Source organism: Oxalobacteraceae bacterium OTU3CAMAD1, assembly GCA_024123915.1.
GTDB lineage: Bacteria > Pseudomonadota > Gammaproteobacteria > Burkholderiales > Burkholderiaceae_D > Rugamonas.
Genome location: CP099650.1, coordinates 4,582,016 through 4,601,000, shown reverse-complemented (window position 1 = coordinate 4,601,000; position 18,985 = coordinate 4,582,016). Strand labels below are relative to the sequence as shown.

12 protein-coding genes and 2 pseudogenes are annotated in these 18,985 nt (G+C 67.3%); 6 read left to right on the top strand and 8 right to left on the bottom strand.

Going from position 1 to position 18,985, the window contains the following annotated elements; genetic code table 11:
• The 6 genes and pseudogenes from NHH88_19700 to NHH88_19675 form a co-directional block, all read right to left on the bottom strand.
• Positions 1-4,185, bottom strand: a complete 4,185-nt coding sequence (locus tag NHH88_19700) for a hypothetical protein (protein USX11918.1) — start codon at positions 4,183-4,185, stop codon at positions 1-3.
• Positions 4,182-7,580 (bottom strand): hypothetical protein, encoded by a 3,399-nt coding sequence (locus NHH88_19695; GenBank protein USX11917.1) that lies wholly within the window; start codon positions 7,578-7,580, stop codon positions 4,182-4,184. The genes NHH88_19700 and NHH88_19695 overlap by 4 nt, the downstream gene beginning before the upstream one ends.
• Positions 7,581-9,992 carry a hypothetical protein gene (locus NHH88_19690; protein USX11916.1) on the bottom strand — a complete coding sequence of 804 codons (2,412 nt, stop codon included), beginning with the start codon at positions 9,990-9,992 and terminating at the stop codon, positions 7,581-7,583.
• Between the two features lie 740 nt (positions 9,993-10,732).
• Entirely contained in the window at positions 10,733-11,044 is a 312-nt protein-coding gene (locus tag NHH88_19685; GenBank protein ID USX11915.1) for a hypothetical protein, read from the bottom strand.
• Between the two features lie 74 nt (positions 11,045-11,118).
• A complete protein-coding gene (locus NHH88_19680; protein USX11914.1) occupies positions 11,119-11,424 on the bottom strand; it encodes a hypothetical protein in 306 nt (101 codons plus the stop codon).
• 11 nt (positions 11,425-11,435) lie between these two features.
• Positions 11,436-11,612, bottom strand: a pseudogene (locus NHH88_19675) (winged helix-turn-helix domain-containing protein).
• 7 nt (positions 11,613-11,619) lie between these two features.
• Between NHH88_19675 and NHH88_19670 the strand changes: the two are divergent.
• Positions 11,620-11,931: pseudogene (locus NHH88_19670) on the top strand (efflux RND transporter permease subunit).
• Between the two features lie 137 nt (positions 11,932-12,068).
• Here the strand turns inward: NHH88_19670 and NHH88_19665 are convergent.
• Entirely contained in the window at positions 12,069-12,674 is a 606-nt protein-coding gene (locus tag NHH88_19665) for an NAD(P)H-dependent oxidoreductase (protein ID USX11913.1), read from the bottom strand.
• A 189-nt stretch (positions 12,675-12,863) separates the two neighbouring features.
• On the opposite strand from NHH88_19665, the gene NHH88_19660 reads away from it, so the two are divergent.
• Positions 12,864-13,769 (top strand): AraC family transcriptional regulator, encoded by a 906-nt coding sequence (locus NHH88_19660; protein USX11912.1) that lies wholly within the window; start codon positions 12,864-12,866, stop codon positions 13,767-13,769.
• A gap of 9 nt (positions 13,770-13,778) precedes the next feature.
• Here the strand turns inward: NHH88_19660 and NHH88_19655 are convergent, their stop codons facing one another.
• A complete protein-coding gene (locus tag NHH88_19655) occupies positions 13,779-14,243 on the bottom strand; it encodes a cache domain-containing protein (protein ID USX11911.1) in 465 nt (154 codons plus the stop codon).
• A gap of 277 nt (positions 14,244-14,520) precedes the next feature.
• On the opposite strand from NHH88_19655, the gene NHH88_19650 reads away from it, so the two are divergent.
• From NHH88_19650 to NHH88_19635, 4 genes are read left to right on the top strand one after another with little or no spacing between them, the layout of a single operon-like run.
• Positions 14,521-15,729, top strand: coding sequence for an ABC transporter substrate-binding protein (locus NHH88_19650; protein USX11910.1), 1,209 nt, complete (start codon positions 14,521-14,523; stop codon positions 15,727-15,729).
• A gap of 37 nt (positions 15,730-15,766) precedes the next feature.
• Entirely contained in the window at positions 15,767-17,449 is a 1,683-nt protein-coding gene (locus tag NHH88_19645) for an AMP-binding protein (GenBank protein USX11909.1), read from the top strand.
• Positions 17,446-18,114 carry a glutathione S-transferase family protein gene (locus NHH88_19640; protein USX11908.1) on the top strand — a complete coding sequence of 223 codons (669 nt, stop codon included), beginning with the start codon at positions 17,446-17,448 and terminating at the stop codon, positions 18,112-18,114. The genes NHH88_19645 and NHH88_19640 overlap by 4 nt, the downstream gene beginning before the upstream one ends.
• Positions 18,115-18,137: 23 nt before the next feature.
• The gene (locus NHH88_19635) at positions 18,138-18,848 is read left to right on the top strand and encodes a Crp/Fnr family transcriptional regulator (protein USX11907.1); all 711 of its coding nucleotides are present in this window, start codon (positions 18,138-18,140) and stop codon (positions 18,846-18,848) included.
• Positions 18,849-18,985: the final 137 nt, after the last annotated feature.

Below are 18,985 nucleotides of genomic sequence, written 5' to 3'. Positions count from 1 at the left end.
TTAGTGGACGAAGTGCGTGCGGCGCCCGTCCAGATCGATCGTGGTGACCTGGTGCGCCATCGCGTGCTGGCGCGCCGGCAACGCCACGGCGGCCACGCGCAACCACGTGGCCGCCGCGGCGTTGCCGGCGGGCGGCGCAACGGGGGCGACATAGACGCTTTGTTCCTCGCCGAACGCCAACAGCTTGCCGTCCCGGTCGAACACGCCGGCCAGGCGCGCGCCGGTGCGCGGGAACAAGGATTTGCGCACCGGCCCGCCTGCCGTCCCCAGCGTCAGGTGCAAAGGCCCCCAGCCCCCCGGGGTCGCCTGTCTCAGTTCGAGCACCAGCTTGTCGGCGGCGGGCAACCGCAGCGCCTCGTCATTCTTGACGTCGGCCCAGCCATCCGGCGAGTTCCATTGCAGGTCGGCCGGCGCCCCGCCGATGTGGACGGTGTTGTACGCTTGTTGCAGCGTGTATCGCACAACATTGCCGGGCAGGGCCACGAGTCCGGCGGGCGCCAGGTCGACGCTTTCGGCCGCCCAACTGATCAGTTCGTCCATCACCGACAGCGGCGCCCCTTCGGTGGGCGCCGGGATCGCCAGCGGCGTCGCGGACGGCAAGGCCCGCGGCCCTTGCGGACCGTACGACACGGCCTTGTGATGGACGCCCACGCGCAGGCCCCGGGCGCGGAAGGTCAAGGCCATCGGCCCCGGCGCGCCGGAACCGCTGCCGCTGTCACGCACCAGCATGGCCCGGGGTTCGCTTTGCCGGCGGTCGTGGTCGAATTCGACCTGTAGCGAATAGCTCCGCCGCGCCGCGCCGCGGGTCTGCGGCGCTTGCCGGCTCGACGGCAGCGCCTCGCGCAGATATTGGGCATCGGGCGCGAGCGGCCAGCCAAACCATGCCAGCGAGGCCCCGCGGTTGACCAGCGGCGAGTCGACGATGCGCCACGCGACCCCGGCCGGCGTGTCGGGCGCCGGCGATTCGAGCACCGCTTCGCGGGTCCAGCCCATGCGCCACAGCCGCTGGCGCGCATGCCCGAGCGCCGCCTGCAGCCGGGCCTCGGGCGTGTCGCCGGTCGGCGGCCATTGGGCGACCACGCGCGGCCCCGGATTGAACAGCCACAGGCGCTGCATGGCACCGGCGACGGCGCCGCCGTCTGGTTCGGCCACGGCCGGCGGCGGCACGCGCACCGGCGCGGGCGCCCACAGCGGCAATCCGGTCGCATCGGTGTGATCCGGCCCGCGCACGCCGATCAGGGTCGAGGCATAGCACTGGCTCATGTTGAGGCCACCCGGCGCCACCAGCCGGATGTCCAGCATTTTGCCGCCGCCCTCCGACGCCGTGCGCAGCAGACCGGCCGAGCTCCAGTTGTCGCGGTCCGGCGGCGCGGTGCCGGTGCCGGTGTTGAACCACGGGATCAGGTCGCGGTCGCACAGAAACCATGCCGGCACGATCCGCGCCTCGACGCTGGTATCGAGCGCGGCGGGGACGACCGCGTCGGCTTTGGCGCCGCGTATCCGCAGGAAGCCGGCGTAGGAATAGAACGCATCGGGCGCGGCGTTGAACAGCAGGCGGTACAGTTTGCGCCGTTCCGGCGCCCACGGGTAGGACAGCTGGGCCGTCTGCTCGCCGCTGCTGGCGCGCAGGATGGCGATGTCGGCCGACAGATCGAGTCGGCCGTCGACCACCGCCGCGTCCTGCAAGGCGCAGATCGAGGTGTAGGTGTTCTTGGCCTGCTGCAGCCGATAGTGGCTGATGACGCGCACCGAGGCGGCGCCGTGCGCCAGCAGCGCGTCCCAGAAATACAGTTCCACCGTGTGCTCCTTGTCGACCTGGCGCGCCAGCACGCCGTTGAACTCGACCGAACGCCGCAGCCGGTCCGCCGCGCGCTCGAAGTTTTCGGTGACGTGGAACTCCGGCGCGTCCGCCTGCGTGGCTTGCTTGCCCCAACCAAAGGCTTTGGCGACCCCCCAGCCCAGCATGGCGCGCACCACCACCAGCCGGCCGCCGCGCCGCTCCAATTCCAGGTACACGCGGTTCAGGCGCGCCGTCACCACGCCCGGCGACAGGTTGACCGCCACGTCGAGGCCGGCCGCGCACGACAGCGCGATCCGGTTCACCCCGGCCGGCTGCTGGATCGGAAGATTGACCACCGTCCCGGCCGCGCCGCGCGCCTCAAGCGTAAACTCGCTCACGCCGCCCTGGACGCGCTCGTTGAGATACAGGTGGGCCAGGCCCCAATCGTCCGCCGCGCCTTCCTCGGCCAGGGCGTAGGCGCCGAGCGAGATGTCGGGCGCGCTTAGCACGGCGGCGGCGGCCTCGTACGACGCCACCGCCGCCGAGCCCAGCGACTTCAGCGAGTCGTCGCTCAGGCGCACCCATCGGATCGGCCGGAATTGATCGCCTTCGCTGCGCATCTCGCCCCAGGCCAGCGCGGGGTTGAGTTCCGCCCCGGCGTTGTCCCCGAGCGCCGCGCGCGACAGGAACAAGGCGTCGGCCCAGCCGAAACGCTCGCCCGGCCAGGCCGTACGGTCCTCCTCGCGCCGCGCCGGATCGGCGGCGCCGGGCGCGTAGGCCCACCCGCATTGCGCTTGCCACTCCTCGTCGCTGACCGATTGCGGCGCGACGTCGGCCGCCGCCGACGGCGGGCCGGCCGGCACCCGCGTGGCGCGGAAGGATGCCAGCGCATCGCCGGGCTCGACGCCGCCGGGTAGCAGCCGGTACGCCGGGCGCAGCGCGGCCGGCTCGGGAACCACGGCGGCGGCGCCGCCGGCCCACAGCTCCCGCGCCGGCTGCGCCAGCGGGTGGAAGCTGGCCAACGGGCCGAGCGCGGTGGCCTCGGGCGACATCGCCGTAAACTCGCCGAGCGCCTCGACGTTCAGGATGGCGCCGCCGCCGGGTGTCGTGCCGCCGCCCACCAGGAAGCTTTGCTGGGCGCCGTCCGGCGCCATCGGGATCAGGGCCCGCGCTATCGACGGGCCGGGCGCGTCGTTGACGGCGGCCTCCGGCGGCCGCACCCAGTTCCCGTGGCCGGTGAAATGCGTCAGCGCCGCGTCGCCGGCGGCGGCCGGAGCCCGCCAGTGCAGCCGCAGATCGCCCGCGTACCCGACCGACCATTGGCTGTCGTGGTCGCCGCAAAGGTGGACCGGCACCAACTGCAGCGGCGCCGCCGAGGCCAGGTCGGCGGCGCCCGGCGGCAACATCGGCGCCTGCAACGTCGCGCCGTTGATCGCCAGGCCGAACAAGGTGAACACCAGCGCCGGACGGTCGATCTCGAGCGTGAACTCGCGCGTGTTGCCGGGGCCGCGGCGCACGGTCAGGCGCTTGCCGCCGCTCTGGTCGAGCATCAGGCGGGCGCGCGCGCCGCGTCCGGTTGCGGGAAACCAGCCCTGCACGTCGACGCCGCGGCTTTCGCTGAACAGCAGATAGGGCGCCGCCGCGTCCCCGGGCTGGACGATGCGCAGCAGGCCGGTGGTCGTGGGCAGCCACAGTTGCGCCGGGCGCTCCCAGGCGCCATCGATCTTCTCGTCGAGCAGCAGCGACACGGCGGCCGTCATTTCCACGGACGGCAGGGCGCCCGGGCCGGGGGCGATGTCGCCGTCGTCGTCGAGCGCGACGGTCAGTTTCAGCGTCAGGCGGCCGGCGCCGATTTCGCGGTCGGCGAGCCCCGGCTCGTCGAAGGACAGGGCGTCGTCGGCCAGCGTCACCACAGCCGGGCGCAGCGAGAGCGTCTCGGCCAGGCCCGGGACGACGAAGTCGCCGGAAACGGCCACCGACCATCGCCGGGCGTCGACCGTCTCGCCCGGCGTCGGGGCCTCGAGGCCCAGCAGCGGGCGGTCGTCGATCTTCAACGCCGTCGCGGCGTCGGGCAACATGCCCAGGTAGGTCTTCATGGCCACCGCCAGCGCCGTGGCGCCGCCGATGTCGTTGCCGTTGAGCCAATGGCCACTGACGAACGCCGCGGTCCCGGCCGCGCCGGCGCGGGTGGTGATGCCGGCGAGCGTTTCGCCGTAGGCGCTCAGGGTCGGGCTTTTCTGGCCCGCGATCCGGCCCAGCGCCACCGTCCGGCCATCGGCGACATATACCACGTTGACCGAGCGTGGCTTGCCGTCGAACCAGACGACCGGCGTTTTGTCCATGCGGGTGTAACCGTCGCCGGCGCCGACCGGCGCCGGCAGTGATTTCGCTGTGTTGTCGGTCATGCTATCGACTCCTGGGTGATGTGGGGAAAGGCCATGCCTTGACGGCGCCAGCAGGCGATGATGCGCTGCGGCTCCCTGGCGTTGATATCCATGGCCATGCTGAGGCGCAGGTGGCCGCCGGCCAGGCTGGGCGTCAACTTGTCCCATGCGCTGACCGTGCCCCACGCGATCTGCTGGAAGGCCGGCAAGCCGGCCTGCGTGTCGAAGTCCGATCCCTTGAGCGCGCTGCCGCGGAAGCGGGCCACGGGCCGCGCCAGCTTGTCGAACTCGAACAGCAGCACCAGTTCCGCCTCGGGATCGGGGAGATCCAGCAGCGCGCGGTCGCGGAAGCCTTCCAGCGCGGCGGCCGGAATGTGCGGCCCGATGCGGCCGCCGCCGTCGCCGCTGTAGCTCCAGCCGAGCCTGGCCAGCGGAATATCGACATGCAGGGTGTTGTTCTGCTCCGAGCGCTTGATCGGCAAACGATTGAAGGCCGGGCCGACGGCCACGCCGTGCCGACGTAGCGACTTGATGCCGGCCGGCGAGGCGGCGTGCATGTCGTCGGCGCTGGCGCCGACCTCCACCGACAGCTCCATGCAGGGCGGCTCGTCGTACAGCAGTTCGCCATATATGCCGGCCTGGTCCTGCCTGGCGTCGCCGAACGTCATCGTCGGCGCCTCGGGCTTGTCGTCCGGGGGCGGGGCGGGCGGCGGCTCGCCCAGCCAGGCGCCCAACAGCTCCGGCGTGGCGCCGTCATAGGCGTCGCCGTACAGGAACCGGGTGGTGGCCGGCGAGGGATGCATGCGCAGCACCCCCTGGCGCGTGCGCGCCACCGTATTGTGCAGCGCCTGGCGGAACTCCCGCGGCGCGTCGAGCGCGATGACAAAGGCGTCGTCCTTGGCGTCGAGCACCTGGGACAGCGCGAAATGCGCGTTGAACGGCAAGCGCCGTTGCACCACCAGGCGGTGCCACAGCGCGGGCGCGGCCTGGCGCACCGCCATCGCCTCGCCATTGGCATCGGGGCCGAGCGCGGCGCGTTGCCGGTTGATCGGCGCGTAGCGCGGCACCGCCTCGACCAGCCATTCCAGTTCGTGGCGCCACAGGTCGGCCAGGCCGTTCCAGGTCCAGGCCACGCGGCCGAAGTCGTCGAGCGCGACCGTGTCCTGGGCGCTGGGCGGCTCGGCCAGTTGGTACACCGAGCGCAACGCCGCGTGCGGCGCGACGCCCGCCGGCAGCCAGAATTGCAGCGCGCGGCCCAGCAGGTTGCCGTTCTGGTCGCGGAAAAACAGCCAGTTGCCGGGCGGCGGCCGCAACGCCCGCTCCATCGCGCGCCGGGTGGCGACCGACAGCAACACTTCGCGCGCGCAGTCGGCCCGCTGCAACTTGCGCACCGCCTGCAGCAGCAGGGGGGCGTCGCCGGGGGCGTCCATCGCCTGTTGCAACGCCTTGGCGGCCGAGGCCGCGCTGGTCCGCTGGTCCGTCTTCGGTTCGGCCGGCGCCGCCGGCGCGCTGAGCGGGGTGTAGCCGGCCGGCGGCGCGTCCGGCGGCGCCGGGTCGAACGCGGCCCCGGGCCCGGCGCCAGCGTCCGGCCGCGCGAACGCCCATTGGCGGCCGCCTTCGATCGGCGCGTAAACCTTCACCAGCCGCGGCACCGCCTGCACCATGGCCACCGCCTCGAACGGGGTGTCGTCGCCGGGGGCGGCCACATCGCGCAGCCACAGCCGGTAGCCGCCGATCAGCGTCTGGTTGTCGGCGTTGGCGTGCTGCACCACCACGCGGACCGCCGCCGGCTTGGCCGGATCGCCTTCGACCTCCATCACGCGGGCGCGCCCCTCGCCGAGCCATTCGGCCGCCGGCGGCGCCCCCCAGAACCGTTCGAAGTGCGGCACCATCAGCAGGTTGTCCAACGTGAGGCCGGTGACGTGCTGCGCCAGCGCCACCGGCGACTCCGGCACGGCGGACACCCCCACCGCGTCGCGCCGCAGGGCCAGGAACAGCTGGGTGGCGCGGCCGGATTCGAGCTTCAGCGGCATGCTGATTTGCCAGTCGGGGCCATCGGCCCCGCCGGTCTCCCGGTCCGTCCGCGCCGCCGCGGGCGCCGGCGCGATCGGATAGGCGTCCACTTCGACCAGGTTATGGTTCGACAGGTTCGGCATCTGCTCGCCGCCGGCCTCCACATCGTTGAGAAACTGCACGCCGCCGGCCAGCCCGCCGTCGCCGGCCTGGTTCAGCGAGCGGGCCACCACCAGCGCGCCATCGTCGTCGTCGCCGTAGAAGCCGGTCGGCACGACCGGATAATCCTGGCGGTAGAGCACCGCTTTCAGCGTGCCCGGCTCGGCCTCGTCGGCGGCGATATCGAACGCCACCGTGCAGATGGCGGTCGAACCGTTGTCCGCCGGCGCCAGCAGCTCGGCGCGCGCCCGCAATGGCGGCGCCACCGGGCCCAGTCGCTGTCGCTTCAGCATGACGCGGCCGCTGTGCGTGCAACGGCCGTGGGCGTTAAACAGCTTGACCTCGTAGTTGAGCAGTTCGCCGATCAGTTGGCGCGGCCCCAGGCGGTCCGCCAGGCTGAACGGGCGATCCGCCCAGGCGGCGAAGTCGGCCGAGGCGCCGGCGGCGGGGCGCGGCGCCTCGGCCGGAATCAGCACCGCGCCGGACTCGCCGGATCGGCGCTCGGCGACCCCGAGCGTGCGATACCAGCGATAGAACGGCGCGAACGTCGAGCCGGGCTGGCCGGCGCCGGCGTTGATCGCGGCGACGATGCCGCCGTTGGTCAGGGTGCGCGCGCCATGCCCCAGTTGCAACACCACGCCCGATTCGGCCTGGCTCGCCACCAGGCGCAGCTGGCCGACCGGGCCCGCGCCGGCGTCGATTTCCGGGCCCGGCGCCGGGCCGGGGCCTGCCGCCGAATCGACGATGAACAGCAGTTCGGCGTAGGCCTCGACCGGCTGGTTGGCGGCGGTGCCGCCGACCGCTTGCATCAGCGTGAGCAACACGCGCTCGTCGTCGTAGGCGGGGGCGCTGGCATCGCCCTGGTAGTCGCGGTAGGCCTGGTACAGCCGCAGCGGCAGCACCGGACTGAGCGACGCCTGCTCCATCGCATCGCCCAAGGCGGCGATCTCGTCGCTGGCCGGCAAGGCCCCCAGTACCGTGCGGCTGCCCCGGAACGGTTGCCAGGCGGCGTCGCCGGCCGCCATCCACGCCAATCCCGGCTCGGCGCTGCCGTCGGCGTCGCACAGCGTGAGCACGCGCGCTTGGCCGGCCCATCCGGGCAGCGGCGAGAGCGGCTCGAAGCGCCACGGCGCGGCGACCTTGACTGCGCCGTCGTCGCCGACGTCCAGCCGCAGGTCGCGCGGCAGGCGCAGGCCCAGCCACTGGCTCTGGGTGATCTTCTTGAAATAGTAGAGGTCTGCCATTTAAGCTCCGAGTAATTGGTTGACGTCCTGGTTGATGGTGGCGTACATGGCGCGGCCGTCGCGGACCAGCTGGTCGTTGGCGGCGATCTGCAGCGACAGTGCCGCGCCGATGCCCAGCACGTTGACTTCGATCCTGGCGCGGCCGTCGATGCCGATGCCGCCGTCGCTGGTCAGCGTCGCTTCGAGATCGAGGTCGACATGCATGCGCAGGTTGAAATCCCAGTCCTGGTGCCAGGAAATGGTGATGCGCACGAAGCCGGCGCGGATGCGGATGCTGAAGCCGATCCGCACATGCAGGGCCAGCTCGACCCAGCAACTGGCATGGGCGACGCCGTAGATCGTCAGCGCGCCGTTGGCGTAGTGTCCCAGCAGCCCCAGCGTGGCGGCGAAGCCGGCGTTGATGCTGCCGCTGAGCGAGGCGGGACCGACGCTGAGCGTGCGGGTCGAGGCGCTGAAGCTGGCCGACAGCGACGAGCGCGAGATCGCGTACACCCGGCCGCCGGCCGAGCGCAACGCGAACAGCGTCGAGCCGGCCACCTGCAGGGGCCCCAGGGTGGTGCCGACCTCCACCGGTCCCAGCACCAGCGCCATGCCCGCCGGCGTGGCCTCGAACGCCAGTTGGGAGCGGGGGATGCGCATGCCGAGCAACTGGGCCGCCGGAATCTTGTCGGTGAGGGTGGAGCGCCCGTCCGGGTGCGTCATCGCCACCACGCGCAGCGACGGCTGCTGGCCGTCGAACATGGCCAGCCCGACGGCGGACGGATACTGCTGGAACGGCGCGGTTCTGGCATCGCCCCGGCTGGTGTAGAACCATAGCTTGCCGAACGCGGCGAACTGGAACTCCGACGTCATCAGCAGCGTCATGTCGGCGACGTACAGCGATGGCGTGGCGGCGCCGGTGGTCTGCGACGATTCGACGAACAGGCGCGCCACCATCGTCAGCGCGGTCTCGTGGTCTTCCCAGCTTTCCTGCTTGAAGACGTCGGGCAGGCCGTCGCGCAAACGTTGCTGAGCCTGTTGCAGCGAGAGCTTGGTCACGCCGGCGACATGGCGGTTGATGCCGGCGCCCAGTTCGATGCGGGTGATCACCACGCCGGGGAACAGGGGGATGTTGACGTCGTCCTCGCCGACCATGATCGAAACCACCGGACGCCAGGTCTTGCCGTCGACCCGGCGCGAACTGCCGATGGTGAAGGTGGCTTCGACCGGCGCCAGCGCCGGCGAGGAAATCCGGCCCTCTCCCCGGATCGCCTGGACGTCCGGGGTGGAGATGTCGACCAGCCGCGCCTGGCCCTTGAAGCCGCCCGGCGTGGCCAGCTCCATGTCGATGGCGGTCCGGCCTTTGCCCAGCTCCAGCGACGGGCCGGCGTCGAGCAGGATCTTGAGGTCGCCGATCGTGCCGCTCAGGACCGCGCCCGCTTCGGCCAGGCGGATGTTGGCGTCCTTGAGGATGACGTAGCCTTTGCCGAAGGCTAGGGTCGGCACGTTCAGCTGGAAAATCTCCAGCGCCTTCAGGCGCAGCGATTCGGGCGGGGAGAACGTGAAGGCCGGCAAGGTGATGTCGCCGGTCTGCACGGTGAGGTCGGCGAAGGTGACGGTGAGCCCGCTAAACAACCGGCCAAACCAGGCTTCCACACTGGCCGGCAGGCTGCGGGCGGCAAACGCGACCCGCCCGCCGATGCGCACCGTCGACGTGTAGCCGGCCCCGGAAGCGGTGAAATCGACCGTGGCCGACATCTGGTCGAAGGTCAGCAGTCCGCTGGGATCGCGCCACGGCGCGTTGCCGCCGATGTGGGTCAGCCCGCTGATCGTCCACGGCCCGTCCGCTAGGTCGCCGGCCACGGTCAATTGCAGGTCGATGCTGGCGCCGGCGAAGTAATCCAGTTCAAAGCTGGCTTTCAGCCGCGCCTCGACCCGGGTGCCGCGCACCGCCAGGGTGCCCTCGCCGACGTACAGCGACAACGCGCCGATGGTACAGGAACCCGGCACCAGCGCCGCGGCGCAACTGGCGACGCCGGAGGCGTCGAGCGTCAGCTGGTTGATGTCGAAGGCGATCCCGCTGGTCCCCGGCAGTGCGATGCGTCCCACGGGCTGTCCGTCCTCCGCGGTCAGCGCCAGCCGCCACGGCGCCAGCCCGAGCGCGAGGGTGGCCGTCCCGGCGGCGAGCGACAGCGAATCGAACAGCTTCGTCTCGCCTATCCGCGCGCTCAACAGGCCCAAATCGCGGAGCATGTAGCCATCGGGATGCTCGTGCAACGCCACCGAGGCCTGCAAGCTTGGAAGCACGGTGCGCAAGGCGGAGATCGGCGCCAGGTCCAGCACCGCATTCATGCCTGTCTCTTCCCCGGGGAATGGTTGCTGCGCAAAGCGGATAATAAAGTCCGGCCCCGACAGCGCCAAATCCTTCATCATGTCATTCTCAATGGTCAATCCCTGACCCGGAAATAGATCAATAGCTGTTTCTGAAAAGAGTGCCAAAATTTTAGACGTCATTATATCTCCCGTATAATCGCAGGCGGCATGCACCGGCCCTTGATTGAAATCGCGGGCGCAGCGGAATTTGATTTGTAAATTAATTAATTGAATTAAATGCGGGGGCTTTTGGTCCAAGCTCGGTGTCGCTGAAAGCGGCCTGTGATGCGGATCAGTCCGGTTTTTGACGGATCGCCGTGTGGAATGGACGTGTCGGGATAAGCGCGATGGTTGGATGACCAATGCATGATTAGAACCCTAGTTGAAATTATTGGAATTTATATTTTTATAATAATATGATTTTTTGAGGCCGTTCCATAAATATTTTTTTTGTGTGGCATTTATGCTACTAGCGACATATTGCTTCCGGTTGCTGCCGATTAATTGATTTTTATCATTCCAGTTACTAAAGGCAATTAGAATTATTAATTAATTAATGTGAATTATAAGATAATTATTTCATCGGTTCTCCGCGCCTTCACAACTGGCGTTCGTTCGTGGTCAAGGGCGTCATCCGCATTTCGCACGCTAAACGAGCGGCGGCGCGAGCCAGGACGGCGTGGAATTGGATTGACCCGGGATCGGCGAATATCCCGGGAGACACTAGGGCGGATTAGGCGGAACGCCGTAATCGGCCATGGTTGAGCCGCCGAGGGGCATGCATGGCCGATTACGCTACGCTAATCCGCCCTACGTGTTTTAGATTCATTCAGCGTGACGTGACATGGGAGGGCGATGCTGAAGACGGCGCCGCTGCTATCGGCGCGGCGGCCGTGCGCTTGCGCGATGGCCCTGCCCACCGCCAACCCCAGGCCGCTGCCACCGCTGGCGCGCAGCAGGCTGCGGAACTGCGCCTCGTCGGGCGCGAACACGCCTTCGGCCAGCCCTTGCAGGCGCACGCGCAGGATCGTGACGGGCGTGTGCAGCTCGTGGGCGATGGCGGCGTTCCACGTGACCAGCTCGTGCGCGGTACGCTCCAGCCGTTCGGCCATCGAGTTGAAGTCGTCGACCAGCGCGACCGTCCCGCTCAGCGGGCGGTCGCCGGCGACGGGCGCGCGTGCAGTTCTCAGCGCGCTACGCGGCGCACGCTGTCGGCCACCGAGTTGAGCGGCGGCAGCAGCCGCCGCGCAGCCGCTTCGCCGCTACCACCGCCACTGCCACCGCCATGGCTGCCAGCGCCAGCAGACCCCATGAAGATCCACTCGGACCAGGTGGGGATCAGTTTCTCCGGCCGCGCCAAGGCCGATTCGGGATAGAACAGGGTCCACAGCGTGTAAAAAATGTACAGGCTGACCATCACCGCCACCGCCATGCCGGCGCCCACGGCGACCATCGACCACAGGATCTGTCGGCTGTGACCTGGTTCGCGCATGTCGGCTGCACCATGCGGTAGCCGACGCGGCGCAGGCTGAACGGCATGCCGGCGACACCCGCGTCCTCGAGCTTGCGGCGCAGTTTGCTGATGTGGCTGTCGACGGTGCGCTCCAGCGGGTCGCCTTCGGGCAGGCAGCCGGCCAGCAGCTCGGCGCGGCTAAGCACGCGCTGCGGGTTGCGCGCCAGGTACACGGCCGCGCAGAGCTAGCGGGTAACCGGCGTCTATCCCGACGGCCTGCCTTCGGGCACTAGCGTGCGGCTCTACATCGACCGCCAGAAGCCGGAGGCGCTGGGGGTGTCCTTCACCACCATCAGCGATACGCTGACCGGCGCCATGGGCTCGACCTATGTGAACGACTTTGTCAACAACGGCCGGGTGCAGCAGGTGATCATCCAGGCCGACGCGGCGGCGCGCATGAACGTCGACGACGTGCTGAAGCTTTACGTGCGCAACGCCGGCGGCGGCATCGTCGCGCTGTCGGAAGTGGTCACGCCGGTGTGGACCACGGCGCCCAGCGCACGGCCTATGCCACCCGGCAGGCGCTGCTGGAATTGCGGCGTGACGAATTCCGTGGCACCACGGCGCTCTCTACAAAGCCTTGGGCGGTGGCTATCAGCCGTTGAATTAACGGCGCTTCCGCATCAGAGATGGTAGTCGAACCCGAGCACGGCGAGATGCTTGCGCAGTCGCGCGACGTCTCCTTCGACGTCTGGCTGCTTCACTACATCGTGGCAGGAGAAGGAGGGCAGGACCTCGGCGCCGCAGAACTTGTAGTTGGCGGTGTTGGCGACGAAGACATCATCGACGGTTTTGCCATCGAACAGCGATTGCCGAGGGTCGCCGAAGGCCGCGGCGGGCGCGTTCCACGTCAGCGACAGCATGTATTTCTTGCCCTGCATCTTGCCGCCGCTGCCATATTGCTTGCTCGGATCGTCACGGGTGCGGCCGTCGTCGGTCAGCAAGCTCTGCTGCACCAGTCCGGCGGTGAACACTTCGTCGACATATTTCTTGTAGATCCACGGCGTGCCGAACCAGTAGACCGGCGTTTGCAGCACGATCAGATCGGCATCCACGTGTTTTTGCACTTCGGCGGCGATATCGTAGCCTTCCTGTATCGACGTTTCCATGACCTCGTAACCCCGCTGCGCCATTTCGTCCTTGATTACTCCGGCCATTTTCTGATTCAACTTGCCCGAAGCGAAGCCTTCGTAAAACTGGTGTGCGTTAATAATTAGTACTTTTTTCATCGTTGATCCTGTTGATGGCCGTGGCCGTGAATTGTTGCTGAGTGCCGACATTGTGGCGCCGCGCCGGTCAAAACCGGTTGCCGGATCCGATGGGCTTTTTGCCTGATTTGACGAGTCGTCATGCAGGCCGGAAAACCGGCCGGCAAGCCGTGCTACGCTCCGGGATGTTGGCTTGAACGCGAGGATGCGATGAATGTTGGAGTGGAAACGACGTCGGCGGCGGAAGACGATCTGGCCGACCTGATCAGTGAGATTGCCCAAACCGACGGTGACTACGCCACCCCGGTCCCCGAGCTCATGGTGTACCGGCGCAGCACCGCGACCGACCCCATGCCCTGCATTCTGGGCATGGGCCTGGGCATGGCGGTGCGGGGTGAAAAGCGCGTGACTTTGGGCACCGACATCTACGACTTCAAGCCCGGACAAACCTTGGTGACGTCGGTCGACCTGCCGGTGGTCACCTATGTGACGCGCGCCACCCCGGAACAACCGTATCTGGGCCTGTGGCTGCAACTGGATGCGCGCGTCATCGGGCAGGTGGCCGCCACCATGGATTTCCCCACGCCGGCGTCGACCGGCTCGTCGCTGGGGATGACGGTGGCCACGCCCGATGCCGGCCTGCGGCGCGCGTTGATCCAGCTGCTGCGCCTGCTTCGGGAACCGGCGCTGGTGCCGCTGGTGGGGCCGCTGGTGCAGCAGGAGATCGCCGTGCGCCTGCTCGCGGGCGAACACGGGCCGACCTTGCGCCGCTTGGTCATGGCCGGCTCGCCGAGCCAGCAGATCGCCAGGGTGATCGCCTGGCTGAAGCAGCACTTCACAAAGAATTTTCCGATAGACGACTTGGCCATGCAGGCGCACATGAGTCCGTCAACTTTCCGCCAGCATTTCCGCGAGGTCGCCGGCATGAGCCCCTTGCAATACCTGAAGCAGCTGCGCCTGCAGGACGCGCGGCAATTGATGCTCAACGAGGATATCGACGCCGGCAGCGCCGCCATGCGGGTGGGCTACGAGAGCGCCTCGCAGTTCAGCCGCGAGTACACGCGGCTGTTCGGCGCGCCGCCGCTCAGGGACATCCGGCGCCTGCAGGAATCCTGACGGTCCGCTTTATTGTTTATAGATGCCGCAGCCGACGATCAGGTCGTCCACCTTCTCGACATAGGTCGATTTCGGCTCGATCGCCTTGGTGACCGGATGCGGCCATTTGTAATCGACCCAGCCTTTGCCCTTGGACTTGGCGACGTCGAGCATCGTCTTGATGAAGAGCTTGTCGTCCGAATCCTTCAGGGCGGTCAAGTCCTTGCCGATCAGCTTGGCGTTGGCGCCGTGCGAAAGCATCTTGCCGTTCATGTCCATGACGAACACGTATAAATCGCGGTCCTTGAACTGGCCGGCCGTGTCGTTGAACGCGGCGTAGGATTTGGCCGGACCGTTTGCCTTCAGGTACTCGGCGGCGCGCTGGACCAGCGCGGTGGCCTCGGCGGCCGTGCCGCGGTCGTCGGCCGCCAACACCGGAATATGGAGGGCCAGCACGCAGGCCGCGACGGACATCGACTTCAGCAGTTGTTTCATTCTCGTCTCCTTGAAAGATTGTCTTTATGGTCTTTGCGCCCGCACGGCAACGGTTTTTCTTAGCGCGCCTCTTATCGTAGTCCGTACATCGGCCCGGAAACGTAACGGCAACGACAATTAGCGCCGGGGAGATCAAAACGTTGCAGTAAAACAACTCGACAAAAAACCGTCCAATTGTCGCCGTACGGACAATTCGGCAAAACCATCGGTGCTACGCTGATTGTTGACTTACGTTTACGTAAGCGTAAAAAAATAGAAAACATAACGGAGACAAACCATGAAGCTTACGCAGATGTCGCTGGCCGCCGCCATGCTGGCCACCGTCGCGGCCGGCGCCACCGCCCAGGTCAGCAACAACACCGTCAAAATCGGCGTGCTCACCGATCTGTCCGGCCTGTACTCGGACCTGTCGGGGCAGGGCTCGATCGTCGCCGCCCGCATGGCGATCGAGGACTTCGGCAAGACCGTGCTCGGCAAGCCGATCGAACTGATCTCGGCCGACAGCCACAACAAGGCCGACGTCGCCGCCAACAAGGCGCGCGAATGGATCGACCAGCAAAACGTCGACGTGCTGATGGACCTGGTGCCGACCAACGCCGCGCTGGCCGTCATGGACATCGCCCAGCAAAAGAACAAGCTCGCCATCGTGGTCGGCTCGGCCTCCAGCGTCATCACCAACGAAAAGTGCACCAGCACCAGCGTGCACTGGATGTACGACACCTATTCCAGCTCGGTCGGCACCGGCAAGGCACTCCTCAAGCGCGGCGGCGACAGCTGGTATTTCCTCACCGCCGATTACGCCTTCGGCAAGTCGCTGGAGAAGGACGTCTCCGACGTGGTCACGGCGGGCGGCGGCAAGGTGCTCGGTTCGGCCAGGCACCCGTTGAACAGCAACGATTTTTCCTCCTACCTGATGCAGGCGCAGGCGTCCAAGGCCAAGGTCATGGGCCTGGCCAATGCCGGCGGCGACGCCGTCAACGCCGTCAAGCAGGCCGGCGAGTTCGGCATCGCCGCCAAAGGCATGGTGGTGGCGCCGCTGCTGATGTTCATCAGCGACGTCCACGCCATCGGCCTCAAGTATGCTCAGGACATGTACCTGACCGAGGGTTTCTATTGGGACTACAACGACGGCACGCGCGACTGGTCCAAGCGCTTCTTCGCTATCCAGAAGAAAATGCCGACGATGGCGCAGGCGGGCATGTATTCTGCCGTGACGCACTATCTGAAGGCGGTCAAGGCGGCCGGCACCGACGACACCGCCGCCGTCATGAAAAAAATGCGCGAGCTGCCGGTCAACGACGTCGTCATCCCGAAGGGCACCTTGCGTGCGGACGGCCGAATGGTGCACGACATGCTACTGTTGCAAGTGAAGAAACCGGCCGAGTCGAAATCGCCGTGGGACTACTACAAGGTAGTCGACGTCATCCCCGGCAACGAGGCGTTCCGCCCGCTGGCGCAATCGGGTTGCCCGCTGGTGAAAAAATAGTCGAGACAGCGCGTGGCGCTCGCCACAAGGAGATTTTATGCAGGAAAATTTGAGCTACGTTCACGGCGCCCACGACGTGCCGCTCATCGGTGTGACGATCGGCCCGTATCTGGCGTCGGTCGCCGCGCGCCACGGCGACAGCGACGCCGTGGTGGTGCCCCATCAAAACGTGCGCTGGACCTACCGCGAGTTCGACGAGCGGGTGACGCGCGCCGCCGCCGGCCTGCTCAAGCTCGGCCTAAAGCCAGGCGACCGGGTCGGCATCTGGTCGCAGAACTGCGCCGAGTGGGTGCTGGTGCAGTTCGCTACCGCCAGGGCCGGACTGATCATGGTGAACATCAATCCATCGTACCGGCGTTCCGAGCTCGAGTACGTGCTCGACAAAGTGCAATGCAGCGCGCTGATCCTGGCGCCGGCGTTCAAGTCGAGCGACTACATCGCCATCGTGCGCGACGTCGTGCCGGCCATCCACCACGCCAAGCCCGGCGCCTTGCAGTCCGACCGCTTGCCGCATCTGCGTCATGTGATCCGGCTGGGCGACGAGCTCACCGACGGCATGTTCAACTTCAGCGAGTTGCTGGCGCCGCCCACGGACGACCAGCTCGCGCATCTGGCGCGGGTGGAACAGGCGCTGCAGTTCGACGACCCGGTCAACATCCAGTTCACCTCCGGCACCACCGGCGCGCCCAAGGGCGCGACCCTGACCCACCACAACATCCTCAACAACGGCTTCTTCATCGGCGAGGCGATGCGCCTGGACGCCGACGACCGGCTGTGCATCCCGGTGCCGCTGTACCACTGCTTCGGCATGGTGCTGGGCAACCTGGCCTGCGTCACGCACGGCGCCGCCATGGTGTTCCCGGGCGAGGGCTTCGAGCCCAAGGCGGTGCTGGAGACGGTGCAGACGGAACGCTGCACAGCCTTGCACGGCGTGCCGACGATGTTCATCGCCATCCTCGATCACCCGGAGTTCGGCAACTATGACTTGTCGACCTTGCGCACCGGCATCATGGCCGGATCGCCTTGCCCGACCGAGGTGATGAACCGGGTCATCGGCACGATGCACATGAACGAGATCACGATCGCCTACGGCATGACGGAGACGTCGCCGGTCAGTTTCCAAAGTTCGACCGACGACCCGGTCGCGCTGCGCGTGTCCACCATCGGCCGCGTGCATCCGCACCTGGAGGTGAAGATCGTCGACGGCTCCGGGCGCATCGTGCCGCGCGGCGTCAAGGGCGAATTGCTCACACGCGGCTACTCGGTCATGCTCGGCTATTGGGGCGACGACGAAAAGACCCGCGAAACCATCGACGCGGCGCGCTGGATGCATACCGGCGACCTGGCCGTCATCGACGAAGAGGGCTATGCCACCATCGTCGGCCGCTCCAAGGACATGGTCATACGCGGCGGAGAGAATATCTATCCGCGCGAGGTCGAGGAGTTCCTGTACCGGCACCCCAAGATCCAGGACGTGCAATGCGTCGGCGTGCCGGACAAGAAATACGGCGAGGAGCTGTGCGCCTGCGTCATCCTGCGTCCCGGCATGCAGGCCGATGCGGAGGAAATCCGCGCGTTCTGCCAGGGACAGATCGCCTACTATAAGGTGCCGCGCTACATCGTGTTCGTCGACGCCTTCCCGATGACGGTGACCGGGAAGATACAAAAGTTCGTGCTGCGCGAACAGGTCGCCGGCGACCTCGGGCTCGTTGCGGCATGATCAGCTTGTATCACTGCGTCGCCGCGCGCTCGTTCCGGCCCTTGTGGGCGCTGGAAGAGCTCGCGCTGGACTATGAGCTGAAGATGCAGGCCTTTCCACCCCGGTTCACCAACAGAAGCTATCTTCAGCAAAATCCGCTCGGCACGGTGCCGCTGCTGTGTGACGGCGAGCTGCGTATGACGGAATCGGTCGCGATCTGCCACTATCTGGGCGTGAAGTACGGTCCCTCCAGCCTGATCGTCGAGCCGGAGGAGGGCGATTACGGTCCGTTCCTGAACTGGATGCACTTCGGCGAAGCCACGCTGACGTTCCCGCAAACGATCGTGCTGCGTTACGAGCGGCTGGAAGCGGCCGAGCGCCGCCTGCCGCAGGCGGTCGCCGATTACCGCCGCTGGTTCCTAGGCAGGCTGAGGACCCTGGAGCCGCTGCTGGCGGAGCGGGACTGGCTGTGCGCCGGCCGCTTCACGATGGCCGACATCTCGGTCGGCTACGCGCTGCTGCTGGCCGAGTATCTGGGGCTGGAGGCGGAGTTTCCGGAATCAGTACGGTATTATTGGCGGAGATTACAGCAGCGGGATGGGTACGGCCGAGCCCGTGCTGCGGAAATCGCCGCCGCCACCGCGCAGGGTGTCAGCGTCGTTCCCGCTCCTTTGCAGTCGCCGTGAACAGCAACCTTGAATTGTAGACAATGGCGAGTGAGCAGATCGAAGAATTCATAACATCGTCCTTGTGGGGCCGTAATTTGACTTCGGAGCAGTTGCGGCGGGTCCTCGGTGACACGTCGGAGCTGATGGCGGAGGGCGGACAGACGGTCTGCCATCGCGGCGTGCGCGCCGAGTATTGGTATGGCGTGGTGGAGGGGCTGGTGAAAGTCTCCAACGTCACGCGCGAAGGGCGGCCGACCTCGCTGATCGGCATCCCCACGGGCGGTTGGTTCGGCGAAGGCTCGGTGTTGAAGAACGAGAATCGTCCCTACGATGTGGTGGCGCTGCGCGCGAGCCGCCTGGCCCAGGTGCCGGCCGCGACCTTCCACTGGCTGCTGGGGTGCAGCCTGCCGTTCAACCGGTTTTTGATCGAGCAGTTGAACGCCAGGCTGGCACAGTTTGTCATCCGCGTGGAGCATTTCCGTTCCTCGGCGCCGGAAAGGCACGTGGCGCATTGTCTGGCCGAGTTGTTCAACGCCGAGCTGTATCCGGGCACGGCGACGATGCTGCGGATTTCGCAGGAGGAGATCGCGCTGTTGGCCGGGGTGTCGCGCCAACTGGTGAACCGCGCGCTGCACCGGCTCGAGGATGCGCAACTGCTGCAAGCGAGCTACGGCTCCATCCGCATACTCGACATCGCGGCGCTGCGCGCCTTCGCCTCGGAAGCGGAAGCCAAGAGTGGCGCGGAAACATAAACACGTGCCCCTAAGGCGCAGGTGGCGGCTTCGGCCCGGGACCCCGCGTTACCGCAGATCCACGTAGGGCGGATTAGGCGGAACGCCGTAATCCGCCAATGCATGCGTCGTCGAAACGCACGCATTGGCGGATTACG